This window comes from Streptomyces sp. NBC_01481 (assembly GCF_026339995.1).
Lineage (GTDB): Bacteria > Actinomycetota > Actinomycetes > Streptomycetales > Streptomycetaceae > Streptomyces.
In genome coordinates this window covers 141,411-156,861 of sequence record NZ_JAPEPT010000006.1, presented here as the reverse complement: position 1 = coordinate 156,861, position 15,451 = coordinate 141,411, and the positions used below count along the sequence as shown (strand labels likewise).

The 15,451-nt window shown below is 70.8% G+C and carries 11 protein-coding genes; 6 read left to right on the top strand and 5 right to left on the bottom strand.

The window, feature by feature from the left end:
* Nucleotides 1–21 precede the first annotated feature (21 nt).
* The 3 genes from OOK40_RS30520 to OOK40_RS30510 all read left to right on the top strand — a co-directional run bounded on the left by OOK40_RS30520 (nucleotide 22) and on the right by OOK40_RS30510 (nucleotide 3,375).
* A complete protein-coding gene (locus OOK40_RS30520; protein WP_266487973.1) occupies nucleotides 22–504 on the top strand; it encodes an NUDIX domain-containing protein in 483 nt (160 codons plus the stop codon).
* 55 nt (nucleotides 505–559) lie between these two features.
* Nucleotides 560–1,375: a 3-hydroxybutyrate dehydrogenase gene (locus tag OOK40_RS30515; protein WP_266487971.1), complete on the top strand. Its 816-nt coding sequence runs from the start codon at nucleotides 560–562 to the stop codon at nucleotides 1,373–1,375.
* An 80-nt stretch (nucleotides 1,376–1,455) separates the two neighbouring features.
* On the top strand, nucleotides 1,456–3,375 hold the full coding sequence (locus OOK40_RS30510; RefSeq protein ID WP_266487969.1) for a GAF domain-containing protein: 1,920 nt from the start codon (nucleotides 1,456–1,458) through the stop codon (nucleotides 3,373–3,375).
* Between the two features lie 70 nt (nucleotides 3,376–3,445).
* Here the strand turns inward: OOK40_RS30510 and OOK40_RS30505 are convergent, their stop codons facing one another.
* The 5 genes from OOK40_RS30505 to OOK40_RS30485 form a co-directional block, all read right to left on the bottom strand.
* The gene (locus OOK40_RS30505) at nucleotides 3,446–4,828 is read right to left on the bottom strand and encodes an MFS transporter (RefSeq protein WP_266487967.1); all 1,383 of its coding nucleotides are present in this window, start codon (nucleotides 4,826–4,828) and stop codon (nucleotides 3,446–3,448) included.
* 464 nt (nucleotides 4,829–5,292) lie between these two features.
* Complete coding sequence (locus OOK40_RS30500; RefSeq protein ID WP_266487965.1) at nucleotides 5,293–6,279, bottom strand: ABC transporter ATP-binding protein; 987 nt, start codon at nucleotides 6,277–6,279, stop codon at nucleotides 5,293–5,295.
* Nucleotides 6,276–8,105: a dipeptide/oligopeptide/nickel ABC transporter permease/ATP-binding protein gene (locus OOK40_RS30495; protein WP_266488529.1), complete on the bottom strand. Its 1,830-nt coding sequence runs from the start codon at nucleotides 8,103–8,105 to the stop codon at nucleotides 6,276–6,278. Before OOK40_RS30495 ends, OOK40_RS30500 begins: the two co-directional genes overlap by 4 nt.
* Nucleotides 8,106–8,202: 97 nt before the next feature.
* Entirely contained in the window at nucleotides 8,203–9,189 is a 987-nt protein-coding gene (locus OOK40_RS30490) for an ABC transporter permease (RefSeq protein ID WP_266487963.1), read from the bottom strand.
* 14 nt (nucleotides 9,190–9,203) lie between these two features.
* Nucleotides 9,204–10,757 carry an ABC transporter substrate-binding protein gene (locus OOK40_RS30485; RefSeq protein ID WP_266487960.1) on the bottom strand — a complete coding sequence of 518 codons (1,554 nt, stop codon included), beginning with the start codon at nucleotides 10,755–10,757 and terminating at the stop codon, nucleotides 9,204–9,206.
* A gap of 280 nt (nucleotides 10,758–11,037) precedes the next feature.
* Between OOK40_RS30485 and OOK40_RS30480 the strand changes: the two genes are divergently transcribed.
* The 3 genes from OOK40_RS30480 (at nucleotide 11,038) to OOK40_RS30470 (ending at nucleotide 15,430) form a co-directional block, all read left to right on the top strand.
* The gene (locus OOK40_RS30480) at nucleotides 11,038–12,201 is read left to right on the top strand and encodes an alpha/beta fold hydrolase (protein ID WP_266487957.1); all 1,164 of its coding nucleotides are present in this window, start codon (nucleotides 11,038–11,040) and stop codon (nucleotides 12,199–12,201) included.
* A 362-nt stretch (nucleotides 12,202–12,563) separates the two neighbouring features.
* The gene (locus OOK40_RS30475; RefSeq protein WP_266487952.1) at nucleotides 12,564–12,911 is read left to right on the top strand and encodes a DUF5132 domain-containing protein; all 348 of its coding nucleotides are present in this window, start codon (nucleotides 12,564–12,566) and stop codon (nucleotides 12,909–12,911) included.
* 389 nt (nucleotides 12,912–13,300) lie between these two features.
* Nucleotides 13,301–15,430 carry an ABC transporter ATP-binding protein gene (locus tag OOK40_RS30470; RefSeq protein WP_266487949.1) on the top strand — a complete coding sequence of 710 codons (2,130 nt, stop codon included), beginning with the start codon at nucleotides 13,301–13,303 and terminating at the stop codon, nucleotides 15,428–15,430.
* Nucleotides 15,431–15,451 lie beyond the last annotated feature (21 nt).

Sequence of the window (15,451 nt, the reverse complement as noted above, 5' to 3'; positions counted from 1 at the left end):
GCGCCGGTTAGGGTCGAGTACATGGCAACCCCTGACTTCATCCGCCAGATCCGGGCCGATGCGGGCCATCAGCTGCTCCTCCTGCCCGGCGTCAGCGCGGTCGTCTTCGACGACAAGGGCCGTGTGCTGCTCGGCAGACGTGTCGACACCGGCAAGTGGTCGGTCATCGGCGGGATTCCCGAGCCGGGGGAGCAGCCGGCCGTGACGGCAGTGCGCGAGGTGTACGAGGAGACCGCGGTGCGCTGTGTCGCCGAACGGGTCGTGCTCGTCCAGGGGCTGCCCAAGCCCGTCACTTACCCGAACGGCGACCGGTGCCAGTTCATGGACATCACCTTCCGCTGCCGCGCGGTGGGAGGACAGGCGCGTGTCAACGACGACGAGTCGCTGGAGGTGGGGTGGTTCTCCGCGGACGCCCTGCCGGAGCTCAAGGACTTCGCCCTCTTCCGGATCAAGCAGGCCCTGACCGAGGGTCCTGCATGGTTCCAACCCACCACCCAGCGGTGAAGTATGGGCGCTGACCACATCGGTCGGCTGATCATCACTGCCTAGGGTGCGAAGCATGACCGCCCCCACCACACCAGGTCCCGCACTCCACCTCGCTGCCCCTTCGGTCGCTCTCGACCTCGGCGGCCGTACGGCACTCGTCACCGGCGCGGCCGGCGGTATCGGCCGGGCGTGTGCGCTGCGGCTGGCGGCCGCCGGAGCCAAGGTCACGGCCGTCGACCGGGACGCCGACGGCCTCGACGCCCTAGCCGCGCACGCCGACGGGCTGGCGGGCGCCCTCGAACCGGACGTCCTGGATCTCACCGATCTCGACGCGGCCGAGGCGGCCGCGGCCGGCGCCGACATCCTGGTCAACAACGCGGGGCTGCAACTGGTCCGGCCCATCGAGGAGTTCCCGCCGGACGTCTTCCACACCGTGCTCACCGTGATGCTGGAAGCGCCGTTCCGCCTGATCAGGGGCGCGCTGCCGCACATGTACGCGCAGGGGTGGGGCCGCATCGTCAATATCTCCTCCGTCCATGGGCTGCGCGCCTCTGCCTTCAAGTCCGCCTATGTGGCCGCCAAACACGGTCTTGAGGGGCTTTCCAAGACCGCGGCACTCGAAGGCGCCCCGCACGGGGTGACATCGGTCTGCGTCAATCCGAGCTATGTCCGCACACCCCTGGTGGAGCGGCAGATCGCCGACCAGGCCGCTGCCCACTCCGTGGCCGCGGAGCGTGTCCTCACCGACGTACTGCTCAAGGACTCCGCGATCAAGCGGCTGATCGAGCCGGAGGAGGTCGCCGAAGCGGTGCTGTATCTGTGCACCCCGCAGGCGTCCTTCATCACCGGCACCTCGCTCACCCTCGACGGCGGCTGGACCGCTCATTAGTGGGTGACGAGGTTGTCCACAACGGCTTCGTTGTCCACAGGTCTGGTGCGCCCACCCGTACGGCAGGTAATCCTGTGTCCATGTCCCACGATCAAGCCTCCTACCTGGAGCTCCTCGCCCGCGGTGCCGCCGCCGAAGCGTACGACCGGCCGCTGCTGCTCGCCCGCGCGAGCGGCGCCGGACCGGACGAGCTCGCCGCACTCGACCAGGCCAAGCAGCTCGCGTTGCGGGTCCGGGCCGAGCTGGAGGGGCGGCGACGGCGTGAGGCCGAGCTGTCCGCGCTCTTCGAGACCGCGCACGATCTGGCGGGACTGCGCGATCTCGACGCCGTGCTGCGCGCGATCGTGCAGCGCGCGCGCTCACTGCTCGGCACCGAGGTCGCCTACCTGAGCCTGAACGACCCGTCGGCGGGCGACACCTATATGCGTGTCACCGAAGGCTCGGTCTCGGCACGCTTCCAGCAGCTGCGACTGGGCATGGGGGAGGGGCTCGGCGGGCTCGTCGCCCAGACCGCACGGCCGTATGTCACCGACAGCTATTTCGACGACGCCCGCTTCGAGCACACCAGAACGATCGACACGGCCGTCAGTGACGAGGGCCTGGTCGCGATCCTCGGAGTGCCGCTGATGCTCGGCAGCCAGGTCATCGGCGTGCTCTTCGCGGCGGACCGCCGCGCGAGAGTCTTCGAACGGGAACAGGTCGCGCTGCTCGCCTCGTTCGCCGCGCATGCCGCCGTCGCCATCGACACCGCGAACCTGCTGGCCGAAACCCGCTCCGCCCTCGCCGAGCTGGAGCGGGCCAACGAAATCATCCGGGACCACAGTGGCGTCATCGAGCGGGCGTCGGAGGTCCACGACCGGCTGACCGAGGTCGTCCTGCGCGGTGGCGGCGTCCATGATGTGGCTGCCGCGCTGTCCGAAGTCCTCGACGGCACGGTCGAGTTCACGGACGACGACCTCGAAGCGGCCGGCGCCGACGGGCGCGCCATACGGCACGGGGACGACTGGGTGGCCGCGGTGTCGGCGGGCGGTGAGCTGCTGGGGGCCCTGGTCCTCCGCGGGCACCGCGACCTCGACCCCGTCGACCGGCGCACCCTGGAGCGCGCCGCCATGGTCACCTCACTTCTGCTGCTCGCCCGGCGCTCCGCCCACGAGGCCGAACAGCGGGTACGGGGCGAGCTGCTCGACGACCTGCTCGATGCGGCGGACCGGGACCCGCGGCTGCTGCGCGAACGGGCGGCCCGCCTGCATGCCGATCTCGACGTGCCGCATGTGGTGCTGGCCGCACGGATCGACGCAGCCGGGGCGGACGGCTCAGGCCGGGACACCGGCGGGCGCGGCAGCGACGCGGCGGCCACCGGGGAGCGGGAGACCGCGGACCGGCAGCGGCTGTGGTCGGCCGCCTCGCATCTGGCCGCTACCCGCTCGGGTCTGGCGGCCGCCCGCGACGGCGGCGCCGTCCTGCTGCTGCCGCTCGGCCCCCGCGACAGCGCTTCCGATCTCGCCTGCCAGACAGCCAGACAACTGGGCGGCACGCTCAGGGAGTTGGTCACGGTCGGCGCTTCCTCGCCGGTCGCAGCGCCCGCCGGCGATCCCGGCCCGATAGCGGGGGCGTATGAACAGGCGCGCCGCTGCCTGGACGCTCTGCGTCTGCTCGGCCGCTCCGGACAGGGAGCCGCGGCGCAGGACCTCGGTTTCCTCGGTCTGCTGCTCGCCGACCCCGGCGACATTGAGGGTTTCGTCCGGAGGACGATGGGCGAGGTCGTCGAGTACGACCGCAAGCGCGGCACGGACCTGGTGCGCACGCTCGACGCGTACTTCGCGAGCGGCATGAGCCCTGCCCGTACGAAGGACGATCTGCACGTTCATGTGAACACCGTGGCCCAGCGCCTGGAGCGAATAGGCCGGCTGCTCGGCCCCGACTGGCAGTCACCCGGCCGTGCGCTCGAGATCCAGCTGGCGCTGCGTCTGCACGCCATGTCCGTCCCGGTCGCCCGATGAGCCGGACGCGCCGCCGCGCGGACCCCCTCGGGAGTCCGCGCGGCAGACGGGAGTCCGTGTCCTGCGTCCGTCAGGCGGTGCGCACATCCGCCGGGCGGGCAGCGGGCGTTTCCTCCGCCGGCTCCGCCTCGACAGCGTTCAGGTCCCGCTGCCGGGTCTCGCGGGCACACCCGATGGCCACCACCGTGATCAGCGCCGCGGCGATCACATACAGGGCGATCGGGGTCGACGAGTCGTAGTCGGCGAGCAGCGCGGTGGCGATCAGCGGCGCCGGGGCACCGGCCGCGACCGAGGAGAACTGCGCGCCGATGGAGGCACCGGAGTACCGCATGCGGGTCGCGAACATCTCGGAGAAGAAGGCGGCCTGCGGTGCGTACATCGCTCCGTGGAACACCAGCCCGACCGTGACGGCGAGCAGCAGATTGCCGAAGCTGCCGGTGTCGATGAGCGAGAAGAACGGGAACATCCATGCGCCGACGCCGATCGCGCCGATGAGATACACCGGCCTGCGCCCGATCCGGTCCGAGAGCGCGCCCCACGCCGGGATGACCGCGAAGTGCACGGCTGAGGCGATGAGTACGGCATTGAGCGCGGTCTGCTTGCTCATCTCCACGGCGGTCGTCGTGTACACGAGGATGAAGGCGGTGATGACGTAGTAGCTGATGTTCTCCGCCATGCGGGCGCCCATCGCGACCAGCACATCGCGCCAGTGGTGCCGAAGCACAGCGACGAGCGGCATCTTCTCGGCCTGCCCGGCCACGGCCTTGCGCTCCTCGGCCTGTGCCAGCGCGGCCTTGAAGACCGGTGATTCATCGACAGAGAGACGAATCCACAGACCGACGATCACCAGCACACCGGAGAGGAGGAAGGGTATGCGCCAGCCCCATGAGGTGAACGCGGCGTCCGAGAGCAGCGCAGTGAGCGCCGACAGCACCCCGGTGGCGAGCAACTGCCCGGCCGGAGCGCCGGTCTGCGGCCAGGACGCCCAGAACCCGCGCCGTTTGGCGTCCCCGTGCTCCGACACGAGCAGCACGGCACCGCCCCACTCACCGCCGAGCGCGAATCCCTGCACCAGCCGCAGCGCGGTGAGCAGCACGGGCGCGGCGCTCCCGACGGTGGCATGCGTCGGCAGCAGCCCGATCGCGAAGGTCGCCCCACCCATCAGCAGAAGGCTCAGCACCAGCAGCTTCTTACGGCCGAGCCGGTCGCCGTAGTGCCCGAAGACCAGCGCACCGAGGGGGCGGGCGGCGAACCCGACGGCGTAGGTGAGGAAGGAGAGCAGGGTTCCGACGAGCGGGTCGGAGCCGGGGAAGAACAGCTTGTTGAAGACCAGCGCAGCGGCCGATCCGTAGAGGAAGAAGTCGTACCACTCGATGGTGGTGCCGATGAGGCTCGCGGCGACGATGCGCTTGAGTGAACTGGGAGCTGGTGGAGCGGTTGCGGGGGCGGCCATGGACACCACTTCCGGACAGTTGGCGGGGACGTCTGTTTGTCGCCACACCGTAGGAACGCGCAGGTCAGGGGCACATGTGCTGGGACACCACAGTTCGACGACCGGGTGTGCGTGGCGCAACCATGACGGGCGTGCGTGGGCTGATCCAGGGCCGGACGACACCGCGAAACCCGCTTGCCGGACTTGCGTAGTTCGGCGCAGTTTGACACGCGCCACCGTCGCGGTGTCCCGGCCGGTCGCCGCGAGGCTGCCCTGCCGCACGCGGGCTTTCTGGTTCGCCGGGTCGGTGTGCGGCTCCCCCGGTGCGCTCCGCGACGGGCACAATGTCCGTGCCCGGTAGGCGCGTTGCTGCTGGCGTAGGCGTGACAGCGCAGGAGACAACGGGGACTGAGAGTGGCGAAGGAGTTGCCAGGGGCACCCCTGGGCCACCGCGGCTCCCCGGCAATGGCCCGCACGCCTGCGGCTCATCGGAGGCGGCTGTCCGGTGCTACGGGGAAATGGCAGGCCACGTGGTGCCGCTGGTCGTGATCGACGGGTGTCTGCCCGGGGGCAGCAGTGGCACAGAGCGTCCGCTCGGGCAGTCGGCGGGGCCCGACGGGGCAGCGTGGGTGGAAACGGCATCCGGGTGGAGGAAACAGTGGGTCGGCGGCCCACTGCGGCAGAACCGGCTCGTCCAGGATCCGCCGAGGCCCACGCAGGCACGGCACGGAGGCCAGCAGTGCCTGCGTGTACGGGTGCCGGGGGTGGCGGAGCAGAGTCTCGGTCGGTGCCGTCTCCACGATGCGCCCGAGGTACATCACCGCGATGATGTCCGCCACGCACCGGACGGCGGCGAGGTCGTGACTGATGAAGAGCAGGGACAGGCCGAGCCGGGCGCGCAGACCGCGCAGCAGACCGAGGACCGACGCCTGGGCGGTCGCGTCGAGCGCTGACGTGACCTCGTCGGCGACCACTACCCCGGGCCCGACGGCGAGGGCTCGGGCGATCGCCACACGCTGCCGCTGTCCGCCCGACAGCCGGGACGGCAGACGGTCGGTGAGGTCGGTCGGGAGTCCGACCGTGGTGAGGAGCTCGACGACCTGTTCCATCCGCGGAAGCCCGGACGTCCGTCGGCCGACGGACAGTGCTTCCATCAGGGTCTGACGCACCGTCATTCTCGGGTCCAGTGCCGTGTCCGGGTCCTGGAACACCATCTGGACAAGCTGTCCGAGCCGGCGCCGGTCGCGCAGCGTTCTCGTCCGGACCTCGTGCCCGTCGAGCAGAATGCGCCCGTCGTACGGTGTCAGCCCCACGATCGCGCGGGCCAGACTCGACTTGCCGCAGCCGGACTCGCCCACCAGCCCCACGGCGCCGCCGGAAGGAACCTCCAGCGAGACCCCGTCCACCGCGGTGACCACGGCCCCCGGCTGATGGTGCCGAACGGTGACGTCGTACAGAGACAGCGCCGTCATGGCACCTCCCGGACGGGTTCTGGTGATGCGCCGGGCCAGGGTTTCCAGCACGCGGCCGCGTGGTGGGCGGCGACGGCGGACAGCACGGGGCGCTCCTTGAGGCACTGGTCCTGCCGGAGCACGCAGCGGTTCAGGTACAGACACCCCTGAGCCGACTGCGGTGCCCCGGCCGGCGGATGTTCCGCGTCAGGCAGTGATACGTCGTCGTCCCCGACCAGGTCGGGTACGGACGCGACGAGCGCGCGCGTGTACGGGTGCCGGGCACCGGTTGCGAGGTGCGAGGCCGGCAAGCTTTCCACGACGAGTCCTTCGTGCATCACCAGCACCCGGTCACACAGCTCCGCCACCAGGGCGATGTCATGGCTGACGAACAGGATCGCGGTGCCGGCGTTGTGCCGGATGTCCGAGAGGAGACCGACGATGTGCCGCTGTACGGTGACGTCGAGTGCTGTCGTCGGCTCGTCCGCGATGATCAGATCGGGGTCCGTCATCAACGCGGCCGCGATCAGAATTCGTTGTCGCTGTCCGCCCGACAGTTGGTGAGGGCGGGACCCCAGGAACCTGTGCGTGCATGGCAGCGAGACCCGGCGCAGCATCTCCACGGCGCGATCGAGTGCCTCTGCCCGGGACACACCGAGGTGGGTCCTTACCGCCTCGGTGAGCTGTGTCGAGATGCGCAGTGAAGGGTTGAGGGCGGAGGCAGGGTTCTGGAAGACCACCGCCATGCCGGTGGCCAGCTGCGCGCGACGCTGCTTCTGCGTCAGTGCGGCGACGTCGTCGCCGAGGAACCGGTGGGTGCCCCACGTGGCGTGTGCCTGCGACGGCAGCAGGTCCGCGATCGCCATCGCGGTCAGCGACTTTCCGGAGCCGGACTCTCCGACGATGCCGACGATCTCGCCGCGTCCCAGTGTCAGACTGACATCCTTTACGGGGTGCAGAGCCCCGTCCGCCGTCGGGATGCGGATCCGTAGGTTCTGGACGCGAAGAACCTCGTCGTCGACGGGCGGCACATCCTGTGCGGGCGCCGACTCTTCGGGGGTGCCCGCCGGCATCGGGCCGCCGGGCCGCCGGGCCAGTCGTGCGGCCAGCGCCTCACCGAGCAATTGGAAGGTCAGCCCCGCGTACACGATGGCGACGCCCGGCGCCACCGCCGGCACGGGGTCGACATAGATGCGGTCCAGCCCCTGGCTGAGCAGGAGCCCCCAGTCGTAGGCCGGCGCCTGGACACCGAGCCCCAGGAAGCTCAGCCCGGACAGGGCGACGAGCGCCGCGCCTGCCGCCGTCGTCACGTTGAGTGCCAGTGGTTCGGCCATGTTGGGCAGCACGTGCCGCAGCAGCAACCGGTGGCCGCGCAGGCCCAGCACGCGGGCCGCCGCCAGATGGTCGGTGCCGGCGACCCCGGCCGCCAGTGTCTGTGCGAGCCGGGCGAACCCGGGCACCGAGGCGACAGCCAGGGCGCACACGGCCCCGACCGGCCCCGCCCCGAGGACGACGGCGAGGAAGACCGCGACGAGCAGGGCGGGGAGGGCCAGCAGGAGGCTGATGAGCGCGCCGAGCCGCCGCCGGGCACGGCGGCCGACGACGGCGGTGAAGGCGCCGAGACCGATGCCCGCCACCGCCCCCAGCAGCGTCGCCGCCAGCGCGAGCAGCAGCGAGAGCCGCGTCGCGGCGAGCACCCGGGCGAGCAGGTCGCGCCCCAAGTGGTCGGTGCCGAGGGGATGGGCGGGGGAGGGCCCACGAAGCACGTCCGACGGGTTGACATGTTCCGCCGGGGGCCCCCAGATCATCGGCCCCAGGGCGGCCGCCACGACCAGTGTCCCCAGCATCAACACGGCCAGAAAGGCTGTGGGGGGCAGACGCGGCGACGCATATGAGGCCGGCGGCACGGCCGGGCAACGCGTCCGGGGCGGGGATGTCATGTCTTCAGGTCTCCCGGATGGCGGAGCGGGGATCGAGCAGCGCCAGTAGTACGTCGACCGCGAAGCCGGCGACGAGCACGGACGAACCGAGGATGAGCACGGCCGCTTGTACGACCGCGTAGTCCTGGGCGACGATCGACTGGGCGACCGCTGACCCGATGCCCGGCCACGCGAACACCTTCTCGACGAGGACGGTACCGGCGATCATGGCCGGCAGCAGGCTGCCCGCGACGGTCAGGGTCGCGGTCAGCATGTTCGGCGCCACGTGGCGCACATGAACGTACGCCGCGGGCAGGCGCTTGGCCCGCGCTGTCCGCACATACTCCTCACCCAGCACCTTCAGTGTCTCCGCGCGCACGAGCCGCGTCAGGGCGGCGGCCGGGGCGAGCGCGAGTGCCAGCACGGGGAGGACGTACGAGGCCGCCGTGGCGTCACCAGCGACGGGGAACAGCCGCAGCCCCACCGCGAACGCGGCCGTCAGTCCCGCGGCGAGGACGAAATCGGGCAGTGCCGCCACCAGGCCCGTCGCGGCGGTGAACCCCGTCTCCGCGCGGGGACGCCGACCGTCCCGCGTGAGGACCGCCGCGGCCAGCCCCAACGGCAGAGCGACGGCCAGCGCACAGCCGAACGCCAGGAACGCGATCTCCAGTGTCGCCGGCAGCCGCGACCGGACCAGCTCGGCGACGGGCTCGCCGGTCACCAGTGACACCCCCAGCCGTCCCTGGGCCAGGTCGCTCAGATAGCGGACGTACTGGTTCGTCAGGTCCTGGTCCAGGCCCAGTTCGTGCCGCCGCGCCGCCACGAGGTCAGCTGCCGCGTCCACGCCGAGCGCAGCGCGCACCGGGTCGCCCGGGACCATCCGGATCATCACGAACGACCCGGTGACGACGAGGAAGAGCGAGACGGCCAGTCGCGCTGCGCGCCGGCAGCAGAACACCGGCCAGGGGTGACGCCTCCTCATGGCGGCGAGCCGCCGGGACACGGTGGACATGCGTGAACCTCCGGCTAGCGGTGAAGTCGGATGCTGGTGGGCACGACATCGCCGCCGGAACCCGTGGAGAACGTGGTCCGGTATCCGTACACAGTGCTGGTGCCGTCCGCGACAGGCAGGGCGTCCGCGGCCCGGAACACCTCCGCCGTGGCCCGTTTCCAGGTCGGGCACGAGGCCTCCTCGGGCTCACGGAGGGCCTGCGCCACCAATCGGGCGTAGGTCGGGTTGGCGATGCGGGCGAAGTTCAGCCCGCGCGCCGGGGGAGGGCCGGAGAGGTAGGGGATCAGCCCTGCGGGCAGGGCGGGGCCGGGCGAGGTGCCGACCACCACGTCGAAGTTGCCGTCCTGGTACATCGCGCTCACCAGCGCGTTGAGGCTCTCGCTGACGAGCTCGACGCGCACGCCGAGCCCCTCCCAGGTGGCGGCCATGAGCTCCCCCACCGCCGGCAGTGTGGAGCCGAGGTCGGGGCTGCTGATCACGCGAAGCCGCAGCGGGCGGCCGTCCTTCACGAGCGTGCCGTCTGCGCCCTTCGTCCAGCCCGCGTCGCGCAGTGTCCGCGCGGCAGCGCCCGACGGCAGGTGGGCGGCGGCCAGGTCCGCGTGGCAGACGGCGTCGGCCGCCGTGAGGTCGGCCGCCGGCCGGCCGCTGCCGCCGACGGCCACGTTGGCCAGCCCCTGGCGGTCGAGTGCGGCCACGAGGGCCCGCCGGACCGCCGGATCGCCGAGCGGGCGGCCGCGGCGCTGGTTGAAGAAGGTCAGCCCCACCACGGCGGGCACGTCCGCCGCGGTCAGACCGTGCCCGGCGAGCCGTGCCCGGTCGGGCCCGGTCAACCGTGCGATGTTCACCCCACCGGTGAGGAGCAGGTTCGCCGCGGTGGACTCCTGGGACACCACCGACAGGACGATTCTCTGCGGCTGTCCCCGCACCCCGGTCCGTGCGCCGCCCGGCCCCCACGCGTAGCCCTTCCGCCGCACGAACACGTACGGACCTCCGGACGCGTAGGAGCTGAGAACGTAAGGGCCCGTACCGTTCGTGCCCCGCGCCAGCGAATGAGGGTCCCTGAGCCCTGCGGGACAGACCACGGGAAGCGTCCCGACGCTCCGGACGACGAAGCTGTACGGGGACGACATTCGCACCGACACCGTGCCGGCTCTGTCGTCCGCGGTCACGGTGAACGGCACACTCGGCAGTATTGACCGTGCGCCGACGAACCGGCTGCGGGGGTCGGCCGCGTGGGTCAGCGACCGCGCCACGTCGGACGCCTTCAGCACCGTACCGTCCGAACACGTCACGCCCCGGCGAAGCGTGAAGTCCGCGGTCCGGGAGGTGGCCCGCCAGCTTGTGGCCAGACCCGGCACCACCTCACCGCCCGAGGTCACGTGCACCAGCGGGTCGTACGCGTACTGCGCGGCGCCCGATCCGAACTGGGAGTACGGATGGAAGTCCGGGATCTCGAAGACGGCGGCGACCCTGACCGTTCCGTCCACGACGACGGGGGAGCGCGCTGTCGGCCGGGCGTCGCCACTGCACCCGCTCAGGAGGACCGACGCCGCGGCAAGAAAAGCCAACGTCGGCCTCCGTCTCCTCGGCGGGGGGAACGACGCGGGCCGACGCTGCATGACGCTCATCGTGCCATCGGCTGCCGGTCACCGATCCCCCTCCACGGCGCACACCAGCAGGAAGTCGCCGCCGGTTCACCTCTTTGGGTGGGGGACCGTTCCTCAAAGCCGTCCGTCGTATGGCGGTCGCGCCCTTCGCGCGCGACGATGCCCCTGCCGACGCCGCGTGGTCGTCCGGGCCGCCCGTACGGGCGCCACCCGGAACAGCAACGTGCTGAGGGAGGAACGGATGCGTCCCAGTTCCCGCGCCGTCCATCTGGCGCTCACCTTGCTCAGCCGCGACTGGGCCGGAGTCCTTGTCGTCCTGCCGCTCGCGACGGCCGGGGCGTGGTGCGTCGCCCTCGGCGGGCTTCCCGTGGTGGGAGCCCTCCTTCTTGTCGTCGCCGCCGCGCTCTGCGCGGGATCGGTGCACCACCTCGTGGATGTTGGCAGGGTCGCGAGGCGTTATCCGCCCCCGGGGCGAATGGTCGACGTCGGCGGCCACCGCATGCACGTCCTGGCCGAGGGTGACCGCGCCGCGGGGGCCACGGTGGTGTGGATGCCCGGTGGGCACGTCGGCGGCTACGCCATGCACCACCTGCACGTCCTCATGAAACAGGAGGTACGTTCCGTCCTCGTCGACCGGCCCGGCACCGGGTGGAGCGATCCGGGCCCTTTCCCCCGCACAACGGCGACCGAGGCCGTCGAATTGCTGACCGCCCTGGAGAGGTCCGGTGAGAGGCCCCCGTTCGTGCTCGTGGGGCACTCCTTCGGCGGGCTGCTCGTTGCAAACGCTGCCCGACGCCGGCCGGACCTCGTGGCCGGGCTCGTCCTGCTCGACCCCACGCCCCCCGACGTCATCGCCTTCGGCCCGCCGGTCCCTGCCCTTCGGCGCACCGCGTCCGGTCAATGGTGGAAGGCCGTACGCCATCTGTTCGGCGTCCACGGGAAGAGCCAGGCCCGTGCGACGGCACCCCTCCAGGGGGAAGGCTCGACGGGGACGGACGGCGCAGTCGGTGTGCTGGACGCCATCGAGCGCCGTACCAGGGCGGCGTGCGCCGCTGCGTCCATCTTCCGTGAGCTGTCACCCCAAGGGATGGCCAGGGTGGGCTGGCAGACCGCGCTGCACGACGGGGACCTCGGAACTCTGCCGGTGGTGGTCGTGACTCCCCGTGATCTGACGACGGCCGAGGAGGCGCTCACCGCGACGGGGAACCCCGATGAGTCCATCAGGCTGCGCCGCTTCTACACGACGGTCCGGGGCCGGTATCTCACCACTTCCAGCAGGGCATGGAGGGTCCTGACCCCGGAGGGCACCGGCCACGATTTCCCCGATGAGGTTCCCGAGTTCGTCGTCGACGTGGTGCGCTCCATGGCCGACGGACAGGACGCGGGACCGCCTTCGGCGCGGTGATATGCGCGCCGGGCCCTGGCAAGGAAGTCGCGGAATTCCGCGGCCCGGCTACTCGAAACGGATGAAAGCACCCGCTTCCATTTGGGTTCGGCTGTAACGCCCCGGCTACTGTGTGTGTTCAGCGGTGGTAGCTTTCCGGCGTGGGAAAAGCACAGTCGTGACGTAGTCGACGGTGGTGCCGCGCCGGCCAGGAATCCACAGGGAGAAGCGGTGAGTTCTTCCGTGATCCGTGCCGGTGACAGCCGTCCATCGCACGTGCGGCGCGAATTCCGGCAGGGTGCCCCCTGCCGCTGACCCCTGCGCCTTTTCAGATGCGTACAGCGGTGGGCAGCTGCCCGGCGCACAAAAAGAGAGGTTCACACATGCCGCCTGTAGTACCGCCTTTCCTGATCGGTCTCATCGCAGCCCCCCTGGCCAGGCGCGTTGCCAAGCCGCTGCTGCGAGGGATCGTCAAGACCTCGGTCGGCCTGGTGCTGGAAGTCAAGCGCGCCGCCAGTGAAGCCAATGAGGGCATCCAGGACCTCGCCGCCGAGGTGAGCGCCGAGGTGATCGCCGCGCAGATGGCGAGGGACGCGCGCCTCCACTCCGACGGCGAGGTCGAGGGCCACGATGACGCCGGCGGCGATGGGGACGCCGCGCCCCACGGAGCGCGTGAGGCCAAGGGCAGCGCAAAGCCGCGTGCGGCCACCATCGCCGCCAAGGGGAACTGAGCCGGGTCACCCCGGTGTCGCGGCCGCACCCTCCACGGGCTGCCGGTTGGGGGAACGCCCGGAAGGGGTGCCCCCGCCGTGCAGACGACCGTGGCTGCGGCGGGCTTCTTATGTCGGAGCAGAGCGTTTCTTTTTCAATCTCCCATTTCTCCATGGTTCTCCTCGGTGGCGAAGGCGAACCGCTGACAAACAGGTGACTGTCTCTTATGGCAACTCTCACGGACGCGGTAGTGCGCCCGCCCATTTACGCCGGTGTCAAGGCGCGATCGGTCATTCCCGGCCGTCAGCGCTGGGAGGCCGGGCTGGTCTTGAGGCGACCCCGTCTGGCGAGAATTCTGGAGGCGGCACTCAGCAGAAGCAGGGGCGTTACGAGGGCCCAGGTGAATCCGGTGACCGGGGGAGTCCTCGTCCTCCACGACGCGACGGTGAGTTCGGCGGACGTTGCGCACCTGGTGCGAAGGGCCGTCGCTCTCGTCGCCGAGAGCGTTGGGAAACTCGTGGTCGGCACGGACACTGTGACCGACGGGAGCACGCGTCCTCCCAAGGCCGACGCACCAGCGGTGTCCCGTGGTACAGCTTCAGGGATCGCTGTGGCCGGCGGGGCGGCGGCCGTGCTCGCCGTCGGAGCCAGGACGGTGCTGAACAAGTCGCTGCTGGCCTTCGGGGGCGTGGTCACGGCGACGGCCCTGATCATCCGGCGCGCCTGGCGCCGGTCCGTTCCCGCCAGGGAACACGCCGACGACGGTGAACACGAGCGCGCCTCCCACCCGCTGCTCCGCATCGTGGGACGACACCGACCGCGGCTCGTCCTGGCGTCCGTGCTGTCCGCGGTATGCCAGATCACCGAGATGGCGCTGAGCCTTTTCATCGGCTGGATCGCCGTCGTCCTCATCAAGGGCGAGAGTGCCTTGCTGACGCGGATGGGCCTCGTCGGCGCGGCGACTCAGCTGTGGTTCCTCGCCGGAGTGACGGCCCTCGTCTGCCTCGCCGTGGCCGGCCTGTCGTACGCCTCGGGCATGGAGTGGCGCGGGCTCGGCCAGGCCGTCCAGCACGACTGGCGCAACGAGACCTACGCGCACGTCCAGCACTTGGAACTGCGCCACCTGGAAGGCGAACGGACGACCCGGATCGCCGGCGCGCTGACCGACGACGTCAACCAGCTTGGCAACTTCTTCGCCCACTCGGCGAACGAAGTGGTCCAGATCGTCACCAGCTTCCTGGTCCTGGTACCCGTCTTCCTGACGCTCGCCCCGCAGATCGCCTGGATCGCCTTCCTGCCCGTACCGATCGTGGCCTGGCTCTCCTTCCACTACCACGACCGCGTCGCCGCCGACTACGCCGTCTCCAACGAGAACCGCACGAAGCTGCACAGCCGGCTGGTCAACAGCCTGGAGGCGAGCGCCACGGTCAAGAGCTTCTGCGCGGAGGACTACGAGGCGGAGCGCATCCGGGACCTCAGCGAGACCTACCGGCGCAGCAACCACCGCACCGACCGCAGCACCGTGCAGCACACGGAGAACGTGCGCGTGTGCACCACCGCTTCCATGGCGGGCATGATGCTGCTGGGCGGCCGTGCCGTGCTGAACGGCACACTGTGCTTCGAGGTGTTCAGCCCGCTGATCGGGCTGCCCCAGCAGGTGCTGTGGCGGCTCACCCGGCTCGGGGGCACGGTCGACCAGTACCAGCGCACTCTCGTGGCCTTCGATCGGGTGGAGCGCCTTCGCGGTCTCCCCGTGGAACCGGACGGCAACGGCAAGCGGCTCGACCCCCGCGACGTCTCGGGCGACATCGTCCTCGACCAGGTGACATTCGCCTACCCCGGACGCCCGCCCGCCCTGGAGAACCTCTCCCTGCGCATCGCGCCGGGCAGGGTCACCGGCATCGTGGGCGCCACGGGGTCCGGCAAGACCACCGTCGCCAAGCTGATCATGCGTTTCCAGGACGCAGGATCCGGCCGGGTGCTGATCGACGGGCAGGACATCTGCGATCTGCCTCGCAAGGACGTACGCAGAGCGGTCGGGTTCGTGGCCCAGGACCCGTTCCTCTTCGACGGGACCGTCGAGGAGAACATCCGCTACGGCACCTTCGACGCGACCCACGACCGCGTGGTCGAGGCCGCACGCATGGCCGAGGCCCACGGCTTCATCGAGGCCATGCCGATGCGGTACGACACTCCCATCGGCGAGCGCGGCGCCGCACTGTCCGGCGGGCAGAGGCAACGCATCGCCCTGGCCCGGGCCATCCTCAAGGACTCCCCTGTCGTCATCCTCGACGAGGCCACCTCCGCGGTTGACAACGAGACCGAGGCGGCCATCCAGCGCGCCCTCAAGGTCTTTGCCGCCGACCGCACCCTGGTCGTCATCGCGCACCGTCTGTCCACGATCCGTCAGGCCGACTGGATCCACGTCCTCGACAAGGGCGGTGTGGTGGCGGAGGAGGGCACCCATGCCGATCTCCTTGGACGTGACGGCTTGTATGCATCCCTCTGGCAGCTTCAGGCCGGCGACAAGGTCGCATAAACGCACCGGGCCGAGCCGCAG